Here is a 21,704-nt window from a genome sequence, read left to right as displayed (position 1 = left end):
AAATGATGAAAAACCTTCTCTACACCGCCCTCTTTTTACTGCTTAGTAATACTAACAGTCAGGCCGATGATCACAAAGTAAGCATTGTTTTGCTATTGTCCGATTCCTATCACTTGCTGGGTGAAAGCACTGCTAAACATGTGAAAGAAGTACTTAAGGGTTATAAGGTAGTGGCCAATGTAAAATGCTATTACTACGCTGATCTGGACCAGCTTACTTATGACCAGTTGCGCGACAACCATCTGATTTTCATTGACATCATCAACCCTGCGAAAGTAGCAAGCGCTCTGCCGTTGTTAAATCAGTTGGCCAAAGCAGGAACCAAGGTGCTGGCGATAGGCTCGGACGAAGCTGCGGGGCTGGGTAGCCATACGCATATTGAACAGGATGCACTAACCCTCGAATTTTATGAACAGTCAGGGCGTGATAACCTGGTACGTATGGTGTTGGATCAATGTCAGCGCACACTCGGTTTGGACATTCCTAAGCAAACTCCGATCCCCATGCCTGAATTTGCGCTGTGCAACATTCAAACTAAAAAAATATATGCAGACTTTGAATCTTATCGCAGTAACTACCACGCCTATATGAGAGGCAACCCGTGGATTGCCATTAATATTTGGCGAAGTGATTTTTTATCGGAGCAACTAATTCACATTAAGGAATACGCAACGCAATTTGAAGATAATGGCTTCAATGTACTGTTCTACTACGGATTCCCAACCAAAGACGATGTCAGACCACTTTTTTACGACAAAAACGAGCATCTTATTCCGGAAGTAATATTGGCGCAATCGGCCTGGTTAGGTGCAAATCCACATGCCAACCGAGAAACGTTTGAAAAGCTGGGCATTCCGGTAATTAATATGATCCAGGTGAACCAAGGTGCTGAAGCGTGGATGCTGAGCGACCAGGGGATTAAAATTTATAAACGTACCAACTCCTTAAGCATACCGGAGCAAATGGGAATGGTACAGCCCATTGTAACCAGTAGCAGAGAAGTTTCGGATTCACTAATGCAGCGAAAAACAAAACATGCCATTGTGTTTCAGGTAAAGCGGCTGCTGAAAAAAGTGCAAAAAATACATGTCCTGCAAAATAAACCCAATAGCAAAAAGGAAATTGCGCTGATTTATTATAGCCATCCGCCTGGGAAGGAACTCTTAGGCGCAAGTTATCTTAACGTAGTACCTAATAGTATTCATTCCATACTCACACGTCTTAAAAGTGAGGGTTATCATGTCGGCCATCAATCACTCACGAAAGACAGCATTTTTTCAAATGTTTCGAAATATGGGCTCAACATCGGTAATTGGGCCCCAAAAGAGATAGATAAGCTTGTAGAAAAAGGAAATACTACCCTAATCCCCATGGAATTATACCTGAAGTGGTATGCAAGGCTGTCCAGCTCATTGAAAAATAAGATTGAGCAACAATGGGGAAAGCCTGAAGAAAATAATATCATGATCTGGACGGATAAAAACAACAAGAAATACTTCGTGATTCCATCCATTCGTTATGGCAATGTGCTGCTTACCCCTCAACCTGTACGCGGTTGGTCACAAGATTTAGATGTAATGCACCATGATATTTCCGTGCCTCCACATCATCAGTACATCGCTTTTTATCTCTATTTGCAATATGGCTACCGGGCAGATGCCGTCATCCACCTCGGTACGCATAGTACACTTGAGTGGCTCCCAGGAAAAGAAACAGGGTTAAATCAAAACGATGCTTCAGAAGCGCTTATTGGTGATTTAGTAAATGTCTACCCATATATTGTGGATGATGTTGGGGAAGGCCTGCAAGCAAAACGCCGTTCCGGGGCAGTCATTATTGACCACATGACACCTCCTTTTGACAGGGTCAATATCAATCCGGTGTTAAAAAAACTGGAACAGCTTATCTCTGAACACGAGATAGCAGAATCAAAAAGTACAGCCCTGGCACAGGCCAAGTTCAATGAAATACACAAGTATGCGAAGGAATATGGCATTCTGGCTGATTTGGACATGGATACCATTGCTGATGATGCGCAATTGCATTATTTAGAACATTATATTGAAGAAATACAAGAACAATATTCTCCTTTGGGGTTACATACGTTTGGACAACTGCCTCGACAGCGCTATATCGAGAAAAACGTACAAGCCATTGTTTCACAAAAACAAGGGCTAAGCGAGAAGGAACGCAAAGCATATGCAGAAGATATCAGGGAGCGTATTATGGCTAGTGCAGAATCTGAACTCAGCGCACTTGTAGCTGCTTTGGATGGAAAATACATTCCTGCATCTACAGGAAACGATCCTCTTCGTAATCCCAACTCTTTACCCACGGGTAAAAATTTCTATGCCTTCGATGCAGATTACGTCCCTTCAGCGGAGGTATACAAAGAAGGAGAACGCCTCGCCAATGATCTTATTCAAACCTACCGTAAGGAGCACAATGGCGAATTGCCTGACAAACTGGCTTTTAACCTGTGGTCTACCGAGTGCATCCGAAACGAGGGCATTATGGAATCACAAATCCTGAGCTTGCTGGGAGTAAAACCGGTTTATGATGGCTATGGTAAAGTAACTGATTTGAAAGTAATTCCCCGCCGTTTGTTGAAACGTCCACGCATAGATGTAGTACTGATCCCTTCCGGTCTTTATCGGGATATATTTCCTCAGTTGGTGTTATTGCTGGATAAGGCAGTCAAATTGGCCTCACAACAAGATGAAGTGGACAATTATGTCAGACGGAATACGCAGCATTATTACAAAACGATGATCGAAAGAGGTGTTGAACAACAAATGGCTGCGGCACTTTCGGAAGTTAGAATTTTTTCGACACCTGATGGCGCTTATGGTACAGGAACCAACACGGTGATCGATGCATCAGGAAGCTGGGAAGATGAAAAGGAAGTGGCCAATGTATTTATGAATCGTATGCACTTTCCTTACAGCAGTTCCTTCTGGGGAAACGAACCCGTCAGTGATTCTGTGCTGCTTACACTCTTCAAGCAAAGCCTTACGGGAACAAAGGCCGTGCTACACAGCCGTACATCGCACTTGTACGCCAGTCTCGATAACGATGACTTTTTTCAATACCTGGGAGGTACGGCGCTAGCTGTGCGTGCGATAGAAGGCACTTCTCCTGAAGTCATTGTTTCCAACTTGACCAATCAAGGGCAAATGAAACATGAGAAGCTGAAGTATTTTCTTAGTAAGGAAATGCAAACCCGTTACCTCAACCCAACCTGGATCAATACAATGCTCAATGAAGGTTATTCCGGGGGACGCTTTATCAGACAGGTAAGTTCAAACTTGTGGGGCTGGCAAGTGACCGTCCCCAATGCAGTAGACCAAAACAAATGGAAAAACTTCTTCGATGTTTATGTTGATGATAAGTACAATTTAGACATTGTCAACCGTTTCGAACAGTCTGGAAACCTGTTTGCCTATCAGGTAATGATCTCCCGTATGTATGAGGCCATACGGAAAGAATATTGGACACCGGAGGAAGAAGTAAAGCAAAAACTGTTATCAGAATTTCTGGTCACAGTCGATAAGGTAGGTTTATCCTGCAACCTGAATGTCTGCAACAACCCCTCATTGTCCAACTTTCTGGAAAAAGAATTTGAAGAAGTGGAAGGCATTTCATCTGAAAAAGTTGAAAATTATCGGAACCAACTGGATGAAATGAAACAACGTTTGATGGCTGATGGACTTCCTGGCAGCATGCAATTAGCCGCAGATGCCAATAATTCAAGCGAATACCTACCTAAGAAAAGTGTGAAAGGATATAAAATCGAAGCATTGAATGCAAAAGAAGAGCCTCGATCCCCGATCGATACTGCTAGCTGGAAATGGATTGTATTGACACTGGTGGTGCTGTATTCCATTTTCTACTTTTCACGAAAACCTATGAAGAAAAAGTGAAAGCCTTAACCCCAAATCTAAAAAAGAAAACTGCTTAGCTTTTTGATCTGTTTAGTTAATATTTATGCTAATTGGATGAGAAGTTTCTCATCTTTTTTCGCTGATTTTCAAAAGATGGGAAGGATCTCCCAACATTTTCCCAACTTATATAGGAAAAAACTGAGAAATGAACATGCTTTTGTCCGTTCTTTGTCCGAGCGAAAGCTTTCATCATCAAGAAAGCCCCATACACGCATTAAAGTACATTTTTAAACCAAACAAACATGTCACGTAGAAAATGTAATTTTACTGGGCCTGAAGTAAAAGTTTGTGCGGATCTGCTTACATTTGCCGCATAACTTTGAAGTCTCTCCCCATGCTGAATGATCCCGATTTAAACGGAAGATATCTTGGAACCATCTCTAAGGATTTCGCCCTGGTTTCGGAAACTTTAAAAGAAGCCTCTTATCAAATCCGTAAACGTGGTTTTTCCGATTATCCGATATTTCCCATTGCCAAAGTGGAAATCCCCATCGGACAGTTGCTAATCGCCAGAGGGGAAATGGCTTTGGAATGGAATTACTACGCCACCTATCTTGATGAATTTGTACAAAGGAAATTGATTGTACAGGAACTGGTTGAGGAGTTTACAGCCAGTTATAAAAATCCGGATGAATTTTGTTGTCTCTTTGTGGTCGACGAGGAGTTTACAAATTTTGTGTATATTCCCTACCCTGAAGATTAATTTTATTGATAAATATCGATAGGCTGGGGGTAGACTGCGAAGACGAGCAATTTGGATAAAAATTTCAATATATGCGATTGGTCATCGGGTATTCAATAGCAGGCAACCGGGCAGCCATGAATAGTTTTACCAGGTAAGACACTTAAAAATGATGCCACCCCTGGGCCGTAAGAGGAATCGCATCACTACCCTTTGTAACAAGATGGGCCTTTGTGCCTTTACCTGTTATATAACCAATCAACGTAACATCATTCAGGTATTTGATTTTCTCATAGTCACTTTGCCCAATAGTAAAAAGCAGTTCATAGTCCTCGCCCCCATTTAAAGCGCAGGTAAGTGGGTCCAGGTTAAATTCTTCAGCCGTTTTAAATGACAAATCGTCTATGGGAATCTTATCACTGTGAATATTGAGGCTATAACCTGATGCTTTCACAATATGCAGCAATTCCGATGCTAATCCATCAGAAACATCAATCATGGCGGTTGGTTTTACGCCGGCCTCCTTAAGCTCATGAATGATATCCATTCTGGCTTCGGGCCTGAGATGCCTTTTGACAAGGTAATCAAAGTGGTCCAGCTCCGGCTGCATGTCAGGGTTCGCCAGGTAAACGGCCTTCTCCCGTTTTAACACCTGAAGTCCCAGGTAAGAAGCACCCAGATCGCCGGTTACGCAGATGATGTCGTTTTCGCTGGCTCCGCTTCTGTAGGTAACATCCTCATTTGCCACCCCGCCAAGCGCTGTGATTGAAATAATCAACCCGGAAGTGGAGGAAGACATATCTCCACCTACCAAATCGACACCATAGTTTTCGCAGGCTAAAAAGATCCCCTTGTAAAACTCATCCACAGCCTCAACAGAAAATCTGTTGCTCAAAGCCAGATTAACAGTAATTTGCTTTGGAAGGGCATTCATGGCTGCGATATCTGAAATGTTTACTGCCGCTGATTTATACCCCAGATGTTTTAAGGGGGTGTATGATAAGTCAAAATGGATACCTTCCACAAGCATATCTGAGGTAACAGCCATCAGGCCGTTACCCGTTTCGATAATAGCAGCATCGTCGCCAATACCTTTCCTCGTTTCCGGGTTTTTTATTACTGTATGTTTGTTGATCCTTTCAATAAGGCCAAACTCACCTAATGTCCCTATTTCAGTCTTTTTTGCTTCTTTTTCCATTGATTCACATGATTATCACATATTATCCAAGTTTCCCGGGAAAATACAAATGTAATGTGAAGTTAAAGATTTTACTGTAATTTAAGACCACTGACGTTATCTTAGCATATTATCAGATGTCATTTTAAGATAAAATAACCAAAATTAATTAATCATGAAACGTTTTCCAGTTAAAAAGAGCAGCTTCGGAATTTTGGTTCTATTGATCAGCTTCTTGCTGTTATCTTGTGTCAAACCCCAGTATCAGACTGCAGAAGGCAAAAAGAAATATAAAAAATACAACTCCGTTCAATATCCAAAGCAACCGGGTACCATTAAAAACAAACGGAACTCCACTAAATTCTAATCCCTGATTTCCTGACATAGCTCTACCAGCACACCATTGGAACTTTTGGGATGCAAAAAACAGACAAGCTTATTGTCTGCACCCTTTTTGGGTGTTTCATTCAAAACCTTAAATCCCTGGTCCCTGAGCCGTGACATTTCTGCGTTGATATCAGCTACTTCAAAGGCAATGTGATGGATACCTTCTCCTTTTTTCTCAATGAATTTTGCAATAGGACTGTCCTCGCCGGTGGCTTCCAGAAGTTCAATTTTGGAATCCTTCAACGCAAAAAAAGAGGTCTTGACACCCTCAGACTCAACGCCCTCTACTTTGTAATGGGTTTTACCAAAAAGCTTGCTAAATAATTCATTGCTATGTTCAAGGGATTTCACAGCAATACCTATATGTTCAATTTTCAACATTTTTTAATTAAATTTGTATCAATAATTTGACTAATTTTGCAAAGATCCCGAAACTTTTTAATTGCCACCAAGGTTTAAACATATAATTTGACCTGGCAGATTAAAAAGGCTCGATAAATTAGACTTAACGAGAATTATGATGGAATCATCTGCGGAAGTACATGTAGAAAGTGCAAGAATACAAAAGGAGATTGAGAATTATCTGGGATTAGAAGGTGACAGCCTGGTGTTTGATTACAGTTACATTGACGGTAAAACCAAGCTGGATCTCATAACTGTTAACCCAAAACATCGTCAATCCTTTTTGTTCCACTCCGTTACTTCTTATGACAAAGTCGATGCGTTAAACAAAATGTTTGGCTACGTTAAAAGTTATAAGGAGCAGGAGAATTCTTACACTATTCAATGGATTGCCAGAGACGAAAAGGAACTTCAGACTTCCTATTTCAGGGCAAAAAATATCAATGATGCATTGGATAAACTATATTACGGCCGGGATATGAACACCATCACCGTTTTTAGTATCGTATTAAATCCGCAAACTTAACAAGGAATAATATTATGATAAGTGTCACAGACAAAGCGAAAGACAGAATTATAGGTTTAAGAAAACAAGAGGGACATTCACAAAACCACCATATCAGGGTTTCAGTACAAGGTGGGGGTTGTTCCGGGCTTATGTATGATCTATCCTTCGACAGCGAAACCAAGACCAACGATGAAATATTCGAAGATAAAGGAATTAAAATAATGGTAGATAAAAAAAGTCTGCTTTACCTGTTGGGAACTACCCTAGATTTTTCTGACGGACTTAATGGCAAGGGTTTTCAGTTTATTAACCCGAATGCTTCCAGAACATGCGGCTGTGGCGAAAGTTTTGCCGTTTAAAATACAAAATTAAATATTCTGAAGGAGGCAGGGGTTACATACCTGCCTTTTTTGCCGGGGCAATATCGTTAGGGTAGTTTAGTAAGCTCTTATCAGCTTTCCTTCCATATAATTAATAAATGCTTTGTTAACCACCCTGTTTCCGCCCTGTGTTGGGAAGTCACCCGTAAAATACCAGTCCCCAAGATGGTGTGGGCAAGCTTTATGGAGATTTTCAACGGTTTGATAAATAACTTTTACTTCGGAATTTATATCTTTTGGCGTGATAATTTCGGCTATTTTTTCCGATACCTGTTCATATTCAAATGGTGCATATAATTCCTTTACATAATTGGCTACCCGGATATCTCCCTGTGAAGCCACACATTTGTGATATACCTCCTCAAGCAAGTCTTCCATGTGGTTATCTTTCAGTAACGCGATCACTGCCCTGAAAGCGACAAAGTCTTTCATTCTCGACATATCTATGCCATAACAATCCGGAAATCTGATTTGTGGGGCGGAAGAAACGATAATGATCCTCCTTGGACCTATGCGGTCCAGCATTTTCAGGATACTTTTCTCCAGGGTTGTGCCCCGTACAATAGAATCATCGATAACCACCAGGTTGTCCTTGCCTTTATTAATAACACCATAGGTGGTATCATATACATGGGCCACTAATTCATCCCGGTGGTCATCATCGGTGATAAAAGTTCTGAGTTTGGCATCTTTTACGACAATCTTTTCCACACGGGGCTTAAAGGAAAGTATTTCTTCCAGCGAATCAGGGTGAGGTTTTTGATCAAGAATAATATCCTTTCTTTTGTTAACAAGATAATCTTCAAGGCCTTCGAGCATTCCAAGAAAGGCTGTTTCTGCGGTATTGGGTATATAACTAAAAACCGTGTTCTTAAGGTCAAAATTGATACTTCTCAGTATTCTGGGGATCAGTAGCTTGCCAAGTTTCTTCCGTTCGTAATAGATATCCGGATCGGTACCACGGGAAAAATAAATGCGTTCAAAGCTACAGGATTTCTTTTCTAATTTTTCTATAAACTGATGCTGGGCGTAGTTGCCATCTTTATTGATTATCAATGCATGCCCCGGTTCAATTTCCTTTATTTCACCATATTCGACATTGAAGGCGGTTTTTATGGCAGGCTTTTCTGAAGCCACCACGATTACCTCCTCATCCGAGTAATAATAGGCCGGCCGGATCCCCGCCGGATCCCGGGCTACAAACGCCGCTCCATGTCCTACCAGACCAGCCATAGCGTAACCACCATCAAAGTCCTTGCAAGACCTCTTTAGCACATTTTGTAAATCCAGTTCGTTCTCAATGGTATCAGTAATTTCCTGATTGCTTTTAGCTCCTTTGTACTTATTGAAAATTAACTGATTTTCTTCATCCAGAAAATGGCCGATCTTTTCCATGACCGTCACCGTATCAATTTTTTCCTTAGGGTGCTGCCCAAGGCTGATTAACTTTCGTATGAGTTCATCGACATTGGTCATATTAAAATTGCCAGCCACCACGAGGTTCCTGCTACGCCAGTTATTCTGACGCAGAATCGGATGGCAGTTTTCAACGGAGTTTTTCCCATGTGTCCCATATCTCAGATGGCCCAGCCACAATTCACCGGAAAAAGCACAGTTTTTTTTCATCCAATCTGCCTTGTAAAAATTATCCCCACCCTCTTTTTTGGCTTTTTTATACTTTCTGGCAATTCTGTCAAAAATGTCTGAAATCGGACTTCTATCAACTGATCTGTACCGGCTTATATACCTGTTTCCTGGCTTTAAACCAATCTTTATGTTAGCAACACCGGCCCCATCCTGTCCCCGGTTATGTTGCTTTTCCATTAAAAGATAGAGTTTATTCACAGCGTAGGAAGGCCCGTACTTCTCAAAATAGTAAGAAAGTGGCTTGCGCAATCTTAGTAAAGCAATACCACATTCGTGTTTGATAAAATCACTCATTAGTCTGCATTAGTATTGCAAAATTAACGATAAATCCCAATAAAAGATATAACAGGATATTGTTTTGTAATAGTTCAGATCACAGGAAATAAAAATATGCTAAACGGGGCTGTTTAAGAAAACAGCCCCCTGCAAGTAAAGATTAAGGATTTTATTTGAAAATGTTGTTACAACAAGTTTAATAAATTTTGATATGGATTAAAAATATTGAGGCCGTACTCAGGCCCAAATATGGATCGCTTTGCGGAAACTGCCGGTAATTATTAAGATTTATCTTGCCATTTACAATTAAGATTAGGAAATTAATAAATAATTACCTGAGAAATAATTGTTATGCAATCTTTTTAGGCAACTGAGCAAATAATAGGCTTGGAGAGTTTATTGTTTGTTTTTTAATTTTGATTGATGAGAAAAATAAAAGTAGGAGATGCCGTTCATGCCATCATGAACAAAAAGGTAATGGTGGTGACTGGTATTATGGGTAAAAGTACTGTTGAATGCGCATGGCTCGACGAACAAGAAAAATTGTGCCGTCGAACTTTCAAATCTCAATCTTTGTATCTGATAGATGACTACAGATTGAAACAGGAAATTCAACAATTAAAGAGTATTTTGGTCAGACAAAAGTTAATAAAGATTTATTGATTGTAAACCTGCGGTCATTTCCATTTGATATTACAACCCATACTTGGAAATTGTTGGTCACCCAACGGCTTCCCTTCTAAAATATTATCTAAAGCAGCCCTCAAATCCTTTCCGGTCAAAGGTTTATTATTTCCCGGGCTTGATTCATCCAACCTTCCCCTGTAGACCAGTGCTTTGTTCTTATCAAATACATAAAAATCAGGTGTACACGCCGCATCGTAAGCCCTGGCCACTGATTGTGATTCATCATAGAGGTATGGAAAAGAGAAGCCTGCTTTTTCCGCAAAAATTTTCATCTTTTCGGGAGAATCCGCAGGATAACGAGAGACATCATTCGAGCTTATAGCCGCAAACTTAACCCCTTTAGACTGATAATCCCTGGCAACCCTCACCAGTTCGCCACGCACGTGAACTACATATGGGCAATGATTGCATATAAACATAACCACAGTAGCTGCATCTGAACTTAAATCCGATAAGGATATGTCTTCTTCCGACACCACATCAGGTAAGGAAAAATCCGGTGCCCTGGTACCGAGCGCCAGCATGTTTGAGGGTGTTAAAGCCATTGTATTATTAGTTATATTTTATCGTAAATATAAGGAATATGTCAAAAGATTAATCGGCTTAAAGCATTTAAAACTATTTCAACCTGTGAAATGAAACTGCCGCCTTTTCTTTTAACGTCATAGCCCAATTGTAAAGCCAATAAAAAAAAGCATAAACTGCCACTAACTTCCATAAATGATGATAATCGGAGCTTACCGGTATTTTTTCCGAATATATCCGGTAAAGCACCCAACTTCCGGCAACAAGGAACCAATGAGCCATGTTGGCAACTGATCTCAGCTTGTTTTTATAGAACATCAACCCGAAGATAGCAAGGAAAACAAATAACAAAACAAAATGATCAAACCGGGTAAGCGGATTGATCAACGTTTGCAGACTGCATGCAAAACAAAACATAAGCATGCAATGTATTGACGGCAGATAAATAATAGTTTTCCCCCTTACCGAAGGGTTTTTCCCAAAGAGGGCAGGCCGGTAATAAATCAGCAGAGGAAACAATATAAAGCCAAACAATATCATCACATAAATCGTGGTATTCACTTGTTCGACAGTTACAATACCATGCAGACCAACAATACCCATTAAGCTGTCAGAATCAGAGGTATCATTGCTGCGTAAAAGCAACTTGCCCCACCTGACCTCCTGCATGGCGATAAGATAAAAACAAATGGCAATGATAGCAATGAAATGTCTCCTTGCCCGTGTAAATGCTTTTTCGTTTTGATTGTTGAATGAAATCAACATGGCAAAGGTAGAAATCATCAACAACAGAAAAAAGATACCTATTTCCAGAACACTGTTTTCACCCGTAATTTTGTCAATCCATTGTTGGAAACCTTGGAACCTTGTGGAAAATAGCAATAAAAAGCTTATAAGAAGCGTGATGAGGAGGTGGAAAACAAGAAAGATGTTATTGGTTTTCCTTAACATAATATATGCAAAGATGAGTCTGGCATGCCCTTCAGCGCTACCTAACCGTTAAACTTGCATAATACATTGAATCCGCAATGATCGTTTTGGCTGAATAATAAATAAACTACATTATTATGTCAAAATCAAGAACATTTTGTCATTTTGTGGCTTTTGGCTGGGTGATGGGGTCATGCTTATCTCTCTGCCCGTTTTTTAATCGCTCGATTTCTTCCCCTTTCCAATGGTTGATCGTTTCATTGGCCACTTCAGCCTCTGCTTTTAGCATTTTTTCCCGTAACTCATTTTTAACTGATACCTGATCGTCGATATGATTATCGCTTTCATTGTTAAAAAGCTGTGTATTTTCCTTAAGTTTTTGATTCAGGTTATTAATTTTTTCCTTGTTATGTACATGGTACACATGCTCGTGAGACTCCAGCCTGTCGTCATAGGGCCCACGGTCAGAAATGAGTTTAACAAAGATCGGCGCAGTTTCAATGGCTATAAATAGCAAGATGATGAACAGATTGGCCCAATAAGTGGCTTCACTTTTTTTTGTAAGATTGTTTAAGGCATCGATTCTGGCAGCCATACCGCTCAACCGCTGCCGGCCCATAGCATCAATTTCCATGGCGATGAGGGAGTCTGTTTCCATCAATTCCCGATAGTACTGATCTATCAAAGCCTGATTTTTTTGGGTAAGCGCCTGTAACTCCTGATTGGCTTTGTCTGCATCGGCCTTTTTGGCCCTGTAAATCGGTCCAAGGTTACGCCTCATTGATCCGCCTGTTCCATCTGCCTCCTGCTGCGCAATGATTACTAACTCATCTCTTTGATTTGATTTATCTACAATTTCCTGCTTTAATGCAGCGATTACCTGATTTAACTGAATTTTTGCAGAGTCAAATCTCTTTGCTACCAAATCTTCCTGCTCTTTAAATAGCTTCTGCTCCATCAATATTAACTCAGCTTCTATTTCTGTCTCAAAAATCTTGAGTTCCAGAGGTTTTGAGATAACTACTGCAATTAATATCGCCAGTATAAGTCTTGGAACAGCCATGAGGAATTCCCTCCATCGGCTGTTGCTCTTTTTCATACCGGAAACAATATATCTATCCAGGTTGAAGATCATAGCACCCCAGACCAATCCGAAAATGATTGATATTGCCAGGTTATCAAACACAGTGTTTAGTGCGTAGGCAGCAGAAATGGCCGCAAGTAATCCGGTAAAAAATATAGTGGCACCAATGCCAATGTATTTGTTAGCATCGGTAGGACATCTTTTAAGAATTTCAACACTGGAACCCGAACAGATCCAAAAGAATTGTTGTATCTTATTCATACCCGCAGTTTTAGGTTTAAAACGATCCGCTGGCAACTAACTGTATAATTCCGGTTTGGTTATTTGCAAACTTAATATAAAAAAGGCTCCAAAAAGATGGAGCCTACACTTACCCAAATTTGAAAATTACAGAAGAAACTTATGTAATTTTCGTGCTTTGTAAATTCTGCTTTGAAGTTCCGAGGAATCAAAATAGAAATCTTTTGCTCTTCCTACGTCAATGGCTTCCAGGTATTTTTCCATGGCCTTAACGGGTAATTTGTTTTTTAAATAATAATCTCCCTTTACCCGTAAATTGTAGGTGGTTTTCTTAATAGATAAGGAGTGATCCAGCCACTTTGAAGCCTCTTTCATGTTAATGTTCTTGGCGATACAAAGCTCTGCTGATTTGGCGTAAGTTTCCCAGTCATCGGGGCTTGCATTTTCAATAGCCGCTCTCGCCTTTGAGATGATTTTTTCATTGTTGGCCTGAGCCGAAAAAGCACTGCCCACAGTAAGGCTGGCTACCAATAATAGTGTAAAAACTGAGTTGTTGTTGTGTGATTTTTGTAGCAATTTCATAACCTACTATTTTGAATTGAAAAATAAATTATAAGGGATTTGAAATCCAATGGTATGCCAAAAAACACAAAATTCTGATATTCAGAAAGTTATAACCGATTGCTAAAAAGGACATCTTCGAAAATCGTCCGTTATCATAACAACTTTCGGACAATTATGAACACATTTGAGATCGACAAAGGAATAATCCCCTGATAACCTGACAATTACCGGTCAAAATTTATAACGAAAAACAGGGTAGATTACCAACCCGGATGACAGGCGGTTATTTTATGGCTTTAAAGATTTTATGCCAGCGAATTTTATCACCAATATGAAGCCATGTTTCATTTTTATCTACTGACCACCATGTGAAAATGGCCTTTCCGATAATATGGTCGGAAGGGACAAACCCCCAATACCTGGAGTCTAAAGAATTATGCCGGTTATCTCCCATCATAAAGTAATAATCCAGCTTAAAAGAGTATTCTGACACTTGCTGACCGTCAATATATAATTTACCCTCTTTAATTTCGGCATTTTCATTGCCGTCGTAATGAAGTATTACATCATCGTAAATAGACAGGGTTTCTTCGTTAATAGGAATTTTATCACCCCGGGCTGGTATGGGTACAGGCCCGAAGAAATCTCTGTTCCAGGGATATTTAGGCGATTGAGGAAACGCGCCGGGCTCATTGTAGCCAGAATCATACTTTTCTTCTGTAACCTTACTGATAAAACTCATTGATTGAAGCTTATCGGCTGTTTCATAGTTGGTTTGTATGAGGTAGCCGTTACGGGTTTTATTAAAATCCGTGATGTTGTTATTGTAAAAAACACGGTCTTTGATAGGACCATTGGTTTCAATCCGGAAACTTGTTTGCATATCAGGAGGTACGGGAAAAGGCTGGTCATTAATATAAATAACCTTGCCATCTATTTGTAAGGTATCGCCCGGTATGCCTATGCATCTTTTTATATATGGTGTTCTCTGATCAGAAGGAAACTGTAATTCGCCAGGATAGTGAAATACTACCACATCATTATTTTTAACTTCCGAAAAGCCAGGTAGCCGGTATACAGGCAACTGAATCCAGGTAAGGTAAGATGGAATTTTAGTACCCCATATATAATTGCTGGTGAGCGGCATTTGCAATGGGGTTTTAGGGGTTTTAGGACCGTAATGTAATTTGCTGACTATCAGAAAATCCCCAACCAATAAAGATCTTTCCATGGAAGAGGTAGGAATGGTGTATGGCGTAAATACCAACCAGCGGACAAAAGAGGCGGCTATAACAGCAAAGATCAACGCATCGAGCCATTCCCTGGCTATACTTTTCTTTTTTTTCGGTTGGTTTTTGCTAACTTGCTCTTGTTTAACGGCTTCTTTCTTCCTTTTTGTAAGTTTATCCAGAATCATAATTCAAAAATATAATTACTAATAATAGCTTTGGGCATCGACGGGCCTGCCTGAGTTTAGTATTTTATAGGCGAAAAAGGCCTTTCTATCGATCCCGGCAGAATAAATCCGTCCTAATGACTCCCCTTTTTCTACATGTGCTCCTTCACTTATATGAATGGTTTGCAGATTGGCATAAATAGTTTTATAACCATTTTTATGTTTAAGAATAATCGAATACTTCTTTTCATCCCTGCATGAAAAGGGGATAATTTTTTCTACCCTGCCTTTTGCAGTTGCATAAATATTCAATTTACCTGTAACATCATACAAAAATCCGTTGATATTCTTACTGAACGACTCATTTACAGCGATCAGGTTATCTTGAATAGGCCTGGTATCGGGACGGCCGCTGGCGTTAACTACGATGGCTGTAAACATCAGCGTACCGGCAATCGGCATTGAAAGCCAAAGTTGCCTGTTTCTCTTTTTCCTGACCAAAGCGTTGTTTTCCCGTTGAATAACACTTAATTCATCCTCTCCAAAACCGGCAATAACATCTGTTAAAGCCTTGGAAAAATTCCATCCCTCTTCCAGTTTATTTTCGACCGCACAGGATACATGGTCCACCATTTCTGAACGAACCTTTTTCCGGCTTAACCCTTTCTTTCTTACCAGAGCCTCGATTAGTTTAACCTGATTTTCACTCAATTGCCTCATGAGTTTGTCGACAGTTTTGGAGTAATAATGTGTTTCATTGTCTTAAAAAAGTCCGCCAATTCCTTTACTTTCAATTCTGCACTTGAAGTGCCTTTTTTAGTAAGTGAATAGTATTTACGCACACGTTTTCCAACCTGCACCCTTTCAGTTGTCAAAAGACCTTCGGCCTCCAGTTTATGTAAACTCGGATATAATGCGCCTTCCGTCAAAATAATTTTACCATCTGTGATCTCCCTGACATGCTGCGTTATTTCATAGCCATACATTTTTTCCTTTTCCGAGAGTAACTTCAAAATGATCGTTTGTAAAGTTCCCTTAATCAATTCTTTATTGTACATACCACAAATATACCTAAGAAACTTATGCATTCATAACATTATTGGAAAATAAACGATATGAAGGATGCAAGGTTTTGCTAAAGCCGGCAAATATCCTATTTTTGTGCAAATTTTAAACTGTCAAGATGAGTGTTTTAGTAAATAAAGATTCGAAAATAATTATACAAGGATTTACCGGCTCGGAGGGCACTTTTCACGCTGAGCAGATGATCGACTATGGTACCGACGTAGTTGGTGGCGTTACTCCCGGAAAGGGTGGACAAACTCACCTGGGAAAACCCGTATTTAATACTGTAAAGGAAGCTGTTGACAAAGTAGGGGCTGATGTTTCTGTCATTTTTGTGCCACCGGCATTTGCTGCGGATGCCATTATGGAAGCCGCTGATGCAGGAATCAAAGTCATTATCACGATTACCGAGGGTATACCTACCAAGGATATGATTATGGTGAAGCAATACCTCGATAACAGGGATGTGAGAATGGTAGGCCCTAATTGTCCCGGGGTAATTACACCTGACGAAGCCAAGGTTGGGATCATGCCGGGCTTTATTCACAGAAAAGGTACTATTGGTATCGTTTCGAGGTCAGGGACCCTGACTTATGAGGCAGTTGATCAAATTACCAAAGCCGGACTGGGACAGTCAACCTGTATCGGTATTGGTGGTGATCCGATCATTGGTACAACTACGCTCGAGGCAGTCAGGTTATTGATGGAAGATCCCGAAACCGAAGGAATCATCATGATTGGGGAAATTGGAGGAAGTATGGAATCTGAGGCTGCAAGGTGGGTAAAGGATAATGCCACTAAACCCGTAGTGGGCTTCATCGCCGGGCAAACTGCCCCTCCCGGTAGAAGAATGGGACACGCAGGCGCCATTATTGGGGGCGCAGATGATACCGCTGCCGCTAAAATGAAAATTATGAAGGAATGTGGCGTTCACGTGGTAGAATCTCCGGCAGATATAGGAGAAACCATGGCCAGGGTATTAGGCAAACAACAAGTAGAAACGAAGTAATAGAATTGACAGTTGACAATGTACAATTGATAGAAGTATTTAATTGTCAATTGTACATTGTCAACTGTCAATTAATAACTCACTTAGCAAAATTAACAGCCCTCATCTCCCTGATTACTGTAATTTTAATTTGCCCGGGATATTGCATATCTTTTTCTATTTTCTGCGAAATATCAAACGACAGCATACCGGCTTGTTCATCTGAAACGCTTTCGGCATCTACAAGTACCCGGAGCTCTCTGCCTGCCTGAATGGCATAACACTTATTAACACCGTCAAAATTGAGCGCCAGATCTTCCAATTCTTTCAACCTTTGTATATAAGAGTCCATAACTTCCCTACGTGCCCCGGGTCTGGATCCTGAGATGGCATCACAGGCCTGAATGACAGGTGAAATCAACGTAGTCATTTCGATCTCATCATGGTGAGCACCAATAGCGTTACAAACATCAGGATGTTCCTTGTACTTTTTCGCCAACTCCATACCCAGAATAGCATGAGGGAGTTCCTGTTCTTCCGGCCATACTTTACCGATATCATGCAAAAGACCCGCCCGCTTTGCCAGTTTTGCATTGAGGCCCAACTCGGATGACATGACCGCGCAAAGTTTTGCCACTTCTTTTGAATGTTGCAACAGGTTTTGGCCGTAGGAAGATCTGAAGCGCATTCTTCCCACCAGCTTAATCAGTTCCGGGTGCAATCCGTGGATACCCAGGTCAATGACTGTTCTTTCGCCCAATTCAACAATTTCCTCTTCAATATTTCGGGTAGTTTTAGCCACTACCTCCTCAATTCTTGCCGGGTGAATACGCCCATCAGTTACCAGCCTGTGTAAAGCCAGCCGGGCGATTTCCCTCCTTACCGGATCAAAACCCGATATAATGATGGCCTCCGGTGTATCATCCACGATAATTTCAACACCGGTCACAGACTCAAGCGCCCGTATATTTCTTCCTTCACGGCCAATAATCTTTCCTTTAATGTCGTCACTTTCGATGTTAAATATGGAAACACAATTTTCTATAGCATGCTCAGTGGCAGTTCTCTGAATGGTTTCAATAACAATTTTCTTTGCCTCCTTGGTCGCTGATAACCGGGCCTCCTCCATGATCTCCTTGATGAATGAGGAGGCTTTTGTTTGAGCTTCTTCTTTTAAGGTTTCTACGAGTTGATCACGTGCCTCATCAGCAGTTAGATTTGAGATTTTCTCAAGCATGCTAATTTGCTGCTTTTTCACCTTTTCCATTTCCTCTTTCCTTTTAGCAATGATCTCCAACTGGGCATTCAGGTTTTCAGTAGAACTTTCCAGTTCCGCCTCTCTCCGCTTCATCTTCTCAATCTGCTTGGAAAAATTTTGCTCTCTCTGCTTTAGCTTGTTCTCATTACTGATGATTTGATTTTTCTTTCGGTTGGCTTCTTCTTCAAACTCGGCTTTCAATTTCAGAAATTTTTCTTTTGCCTCTAAAATTTTGTTCTTTTTAAGGTTTTCTGAAGAAATCTCCGCCTCCTTTATCAGTAGTTCTGCTTTTTCCTTTGTTTTCAGTTCTTCCTGTTTATAGGCCTTTTTCAACACTATCCGCCCTGCAAATACACCGATTAACAAGGAAATTATTGCAATTATCGGGTAAATGATAGTCTCATCCATACGTTTCAATTTAGTTCATATTAGAAAACGGCAGGTAGGATGAGTTAAACCAAGTATTTCAAAATGGAAAGTTGAGGGAAAAGGATATAAAAAAGTAATTATAAAGTTCTGGAAATTAAATCATTCAAGCTTCTAATCCTATTTACTACATTCTCGTCAACGCCGTCATTGTTTTCCTCTAATTGTAATTTTTCTATCAAACAATCAAAAGCAACCATTGCCAGTAGATCTTGTTTATCATCTATTCCAAATTGATCTCTATAATTTCTGATTTTTTCGTTAATGACTTTTCCAGCCATTCTTATCCTCTCCTCATCATTTGGGTGTACCTTCATTGGGTACTCCCGGTCCCCAATTTTAATTCTAATTGAAAGCTCCGTCATAGGAGTAAATCTACTCACTCAAATGAGCGATGCATTTATCAATTTCTTTAATATAATTATTTATCAATTGTTTCAACTCAGCAGTATCCTCATGCTCTACTGCCATACTTCTTACAAGTTTACTAATTTTAATCTTATTTTGAAAATTATTTAAATGATCATCCTTAGTTCTGATAGAAACCTTGAGTTGGTTATTTTCGTCTTTAAGATATTGAATTTCTTCCTTTAGCGCCTTATGCTCATTCAACAAAAGTTTTAGCCTTCTTTCCAGCGCCTGAAACTCAGAATTTAGTATTTCGCGATCCATTTATTTTCTGATAATTGCTCCTAGTTCTTTTTCAAACGACTTCATTAACCTATCCATGGTTTTGTCAATCGTTTTATCGGTTAGGGTTTGGTGGTGATCCTGTAAAATGAATTTTATGGCGTAGGCCTTCTTCCCTGTACCTACACTTTCGCCTTCATATACATCAAATACACTGATGTCTCTCAATAACCTGCTTTCACTTTTTTCCGCAATCTGCCTGATTTTATCAAATCCAATTTTTTTATCCAAAACCAGGGATAAATCTCTTCGCACTTCCGGAAACTTGGAGATTTCCTCATAATTAACACGCTTGTCACTTTGCTTTAACAGATATTCCCAGTTGAAGATCGCATACCACACATCTTCCTGTATGTCTGCCTGACCGGTAACATCTTCAGAAAGCTTCCCAAAAGCTACTATTTCCCTGCCTCCTACAGAAATTTGTAGACCAAAGGCAAATAATCCGTCATAAATTGCTTTACTATCGGTATTTGTAACGCTAAATTTATTTAAAATTTTTGCAACCACGGACGAAAGATCATAAAATTCTAACTGACGTGCCTTATTAATCCAATTTTCATCCTCCACCGTTCCGGTCAGTAAAAGACTGAGACCAGTCTTTTCGCCATAGCCTTTTTCGCTTTTGAAATAAGATTTCCCGAATTCAAAAAACTTCAGATTCTTTTGTTTTCGGTTAATATTATAGGCCAGGGATTCCAAACCAGTGAATACCATATCCTGTCTCAGTACACCCAGGTCTTCACTTAATTTGTTTAAAATCTCGACATGTTTAGTTTCGTCAATAAAATCAGCATTAACCGCATAGCTGGGTTTGGTTAAAGAGTTGGTGATGATTTCATTGAAGCCCATGGACGCAAGCATTTCGGAAGTCCTGAATTGAACCTGTTCCCTGTCAATAACAGGAAATTCAGACAAGTAATCGGTGCCAATATGATCAGGTAATTCCACATTGTTAAAACCATAAATTCGCAATATCTCCTCCACAATGTCTGCTTCCCTTTTGACATCGACACGATACGGTGGTACCAGCGCAATAAAACTCTCATCTTCCCGGTTGTCAGTTTTTATATCCAGGTTTTCCAGAATCTTGAAAATTGTGGCCTGATCTATCTCTTTACCAATCAGTCTGTTGATATGGCTGAACTTCACCTTTATACTTGTGTCCTCAACCGGTTCGGGATAAACATCGACGATTTCCGAAGATATGTCACCGCCACAGATGTCTTTTATCAGCAAAGCTGCCCTTTTTACTGCATAGATAGTAATTCGAGGGTCGGTACCACGCTCAAATCGAAATGAAGCATCAGTTTTTAATCCATGGGTCACGGAGGTTTTTCTAATGTAATCAGGTGAAAAATAGGCCCCTTCAATGAAAATATTTGAGGTTGTGTCGGTTACTCCTGATTTGATGCCCCCAAATACTCCCGCAATACACATGCCTTCTTTTTCGTTACAAATCATGAGATCATCAGCGGCCAGTCTTCTCTCTTTTCCATCTAAGGTAACAAAACCTGTGCCTTCAGCCTGGGTTTTAACGATTATTTTATGGCCGGTAATCCTATCGGCATCAAAAGCATGTAAGGGTTGACCTATTTCATGGCACACAAAATTGGTTACATCCACCACGGCATTGATGGGCGTTAGGCCGATGGAACGCAACCGTACCTGTAGCCAATCCGGTGATGGTTTTACGCTGATATTCGACATGGTAACGCCGGAATATCTTGGGCAGGCCTCCCGATTTTCTACCTCAACACGAATTGAACGTGCAGTGTTGTCAATTTTAAATTGATCTACCGACGGCCATTTTATAGATTTGTCAAATACAGCTTTGAGATCCCTGGCTACGCCAATATGGGAAATAGCGTCACCTCGGTTGGGGGTCAATCCTATTTCGATAATGTAATCATTTTCAAGTTTAAAATATTCACTGGCAGGAGTTCCGGGTTTTAAATCTGTTTCCAAAACCATTATCCCGTCATGAGAATCTCCTAACCCGATCTCATCTTCAGCACAAATCATGCCCATAGACAATTCACCTCTTATTTTTGTTTTTTTAATCTTAAAGGGCTCACTAAATTTGGGATACAGTGTTGAACCTACCTTGGCCACTACCACCCGTTGGCCTGCCGCTATATTTGGAGCACCACATACAATCGGCAATGTTTCCTCTTCGCCTACATCGACGGTAGTTATCTTCAGCTTATCAGCGTTGGGGTGTTTTTCACAGGTCAATACATTCCCGATCACCATTCCTTCTAATCCACCTTCTACCGATTCATACTTTTCTATCCCTTCAACCTCAAGTCCGGTTTGCGTAAGAGTTTCGGACAATACCTCCGGTTTATCTTTGACCTCAATGTATTCTTTGAGCCATTTTAAAGAAATCTTCATATTAGTTTCAGTGCTAAATGGGTTTTTTGCCCGTATATAAAAAAACAAAAA

The 21,704-nt window shown here is 40.3% G+C and carries 20 protein-coding genes; 6 read left to right on the top strand and 14 right to left on the bottom strand.

Annotation, left to right across the window (positions count from 1 at the left end; translation table 11 throughout):
- The first annotated feature begins 2 nt into the window (after positions 1-2).
- Positions 3-3,923 (top strand): cobaltochelatase subunit CobN, encoded by a 3,921-nt coding sequence (locus AC04NP_RS19155; RefSeq protein WP_482861542.1) that lies wholly within the window; start codon positions 3-5, stop codon positions 3,921-3,923.
- A 355-nt stretch (positions 3,924-4,278) separates the two neighbouring features.
- Positions 4,279-4,647 (top strand): hypothetical protein, encoded by a 369-nt coding sequence (locus tag AC04NP_RS19150; protein WP_482861541.1) that lies wholly within the window; start codon positions 4,279-4,281, stop codon positions 4,645-4,647.
- A gap of 142 nt (positions 4,648-4,789) precedes the next feature.
- Here AC04NP_RS19150 and thiL read toward each other — a convergent pair whose 3' ends face one another.
- Together thiL and mce are read right to left on the bottom strand one after the other, a co-directional pair.
- On the bottom strand, positions 4,790-5,824 hold the full coding sequence (gene thiL / locus AC04NP_RS19145; RefSeq protein WP_482861540.1) for a thiamine-phosphate kinase: 1,035 nt from the start codon (positions 5,822-5,824) through the stop codon (positions 4,790-4,792).
- Between the two features lie 342 nt (positions 5,825-6,166).
- Positions 6,167-6,571, bottom strand: coding sequence for a methylmalonyl-CoA epimerase (gene mce, locus AC04NP_RS19140; protein ID WP_482861539.1), 405 nt, complete (start codon positions 6,569-6,571; stop codon positions 6,167-6,169).
- 136 nt (positions 6,572-6,707) lie between these two features.
- On the opposite strand from mce, the gene AC04NP_RS19135 reads away from it, so the two are divergent.
- Both AC04NP_RS19135 and AC04NP_RS19130 read left to right on the top strand, forming a co-directional pair.
- Positions 6,708-7,118 carry a hypothetical protein gene (locus AC04NP_RS19135; RefSeq protein ID WP_482861538.1) on the top strand — a complete coding sequence of 137 codons (411 nt, stop codon included), beginning with the start codon at positions 6,708-6,710 and terminating at the stop codon, positions 7,116-7,118.
- Between the two features lie 14 nt (positions 7,119-7,132).
- Entirely contained in the window at positions 7,133-7,459 is a 327-nt protein-coding gene (locus AC04NP_RS19130) for a HesB/IscA family protein (protein ID WP_482861537.1), read from the top strand.
- A gap of 78 nt (positions 7,460-7,537) precedes the next feature.
- On the opposite strand, the gene AC04NP_RS19125 is transcribed toward AC04NP_RS19130, so the two are convergent.
- The gene (locus AC04NP_RS19125; protein ID WP_482861536.1) at positions 7,538-9,421 is read right to left on the bottom strand and encodes an amidophosphoribosyltransferase; all 1,884 of its coding nucleotides are present in this window, start codon (positions 9,419-9,421) and stop codon (positions 7,538-7,540) included.
- Between the two features lie 405 nt (positions 9,422-9,826).
- Between AC04NP_RS19125 and AC04NP_RS19120 the strand changes: the two genes are divergently transcribed.
- On the top strand, positions 9,827-10,066 hold the full coding sequence (locus tag AC04NP_RS19120; RefSeq protein ID WP_482861535.1) for a YodC family protein: 240 nt from the start codon (positions 9,827-9,829) through the stop codon (positions 10,064-10,066).
- A 14-nt stretch (positions 10,067-10,080) separates the two neighbouring features.
- On the opposite strand, the gene AC04NP_RS19115 is transcribed toward AC04NP_RS19120, so the two are convergent.
- From AC04NP_RS19115 to AC04NP_RS19085, 7 genes are all read right to left on the bottom strand, one after another.
- On the bottom strand, positions 10,081-10,635 hold the full coding sequence (locus tag AC04NP_RS19115) for a thioredoxin family protein (protein WP_482861534.1): 555 nt from the start codon (positions 10,633-10,635) through the stop codon (positions 10,081-10,083).
- Between the two features lie 73 nt (positions 10,636-10,708).
- Positions 10,709-11,566, bottom strand: coding sequence for a hypothetical protein (locus AC04NP_RS19110; RefSeq protein ID WP_482861533.1), 858 nt, complete (start codon positions 11,564-11,566; stop codon positions 10,709-10,711).
- 139 nt (positions 11,567-11,705) lie between these two features.
- Positions 11,706-12,890 (bottom strand): DUF4407 domain-containing protein, encoded by a 1,185-nt coding sequence (locus AC04NP_RS19105; protein WP_482861532.1) that lies wholly within the window; start codon positions 12,888-12,890, stop codon positions 11,706-11,708.
- A gap of 126 nt (positions 12,891-13,016) precedes the next feature.
- Positions 13,017-13,451 carry a hypothetical protein gene (locus AC04NP_RS19100; protein ID WP_482861531.1) on the bottom strand — a complete coding sequence of 145 codons (435 nt, stop codon included), beginning with the start codon at positions 13,449-13,451 and terminating at the stop codon, positions 13,017-13,019.
- Positions 13,452-13,716: 265 nt separating this feature from the next.
- The gene (gene lepB / locus AC04NP_RS19095) at positions 13,717-14,850 is read right to left on the bottom strand and encodes a signal peptidase I (protein WP_482861530.1); all 1,134 of its coding nucleotides are present in this window, start codon (positions 14,848-14,850) and stop codon (positions 13,717-13,719) included.
- An 18-nt stretch (positions 14,851-14,868) separates the two neighbouring features.
- Complete coding sequence (locus AC04NP_RS19090; RefSeq protein WP_482861529.1) at positions 14,869-15,549, bottom strand: M23 family metallopeptidase; 681 nt, start codon at positions 15,547-15,549, stop codon at positions 14,869-14,871.
- Entirely contained in the window at positions 15,546-15,887 is a 342-nt protein-coding gene (locus AC04NP_RS19085) for a PadR family transcriptional regulator (protein WP_482861584.1), read from the bottom strand. Before AC04NP_RS19085 ends, AC04NP_RS19090 begins: the two co-directional genes overlap by 4 nt.
- Positions 15,888-16,012: 125 nt before the next feature.
- On the opposite strand from AC04NP_RS19085, the gene sucD reads away from it, so the two are divergent.
- On the top strand, positions 16,013-16,903 hold the full coding sequence (gene sucD / locus AC04NP_RS19080) for a succinate--CoA ligase subunit alpha (protein WP_482861528.1): 891 nt from the start codon (positions 16,013-16,015) through the stop codon (positions 16,901-16,903).
- Positions 16,904-16,982: 79 nt separating this feature from the next.
- On the opposite strand, the gene rny is transcribed toward sucD, so the two are convergent.
- The 4 genes from rny to pheT form a co-directional block, all read right to left on the bottom strand.
- Entirely contained in the window at positions 16,983-18,548 is a 1,566-nt protein-coding gene (gene rny / locus AC04NP_RS19075) for a ribonuclease Y (protein ID WP_482861527.1), read from the bottom strand.
- Between the two features lie 98 nt (positions 18,549-18,646).
- A complete protein-coding gene (locus AC04NP_RS19070; RefSeq protein ID WP_482861526.1) occupies positions 18,647-18,931 on the bottom strand; it encodes a cell division protein ZapA in 285 nt (94 codons plus the stop codon).
- A gap of 10 nt (positions 18,932-18,941) precedes the next feature.
- Positions 18,942-19,238, bottom strand: coding sequence for a hypothetical protein (locus AC04NP_RS19065; protein ID WP_482861525.1), 297 nt, complete (start codon positions 19,236-19,238; stop codon positions 18,942-18,944).
- Complete coding sequence (gene pheT, locus AC04NP_RS19060) at positions 19,239-21,653, bottom strand: phenylalanine--tRNA ligase subunit beta (protein WP_482861524.1); 2,415 nt, start codon at positions 21,651-21,653, stop codon at positions 19,239-19,241.
- Positions 21,654-21,704 lie beyond the last annotated feature (51 nt).

Source organism: Agaribacillus sp. DX54, assembly GCF_056858335.1.
Note: the sequence above shows the minus strand (reverse complement) of the source record. Positions and strands in the feature narration are given on the sequence as shown.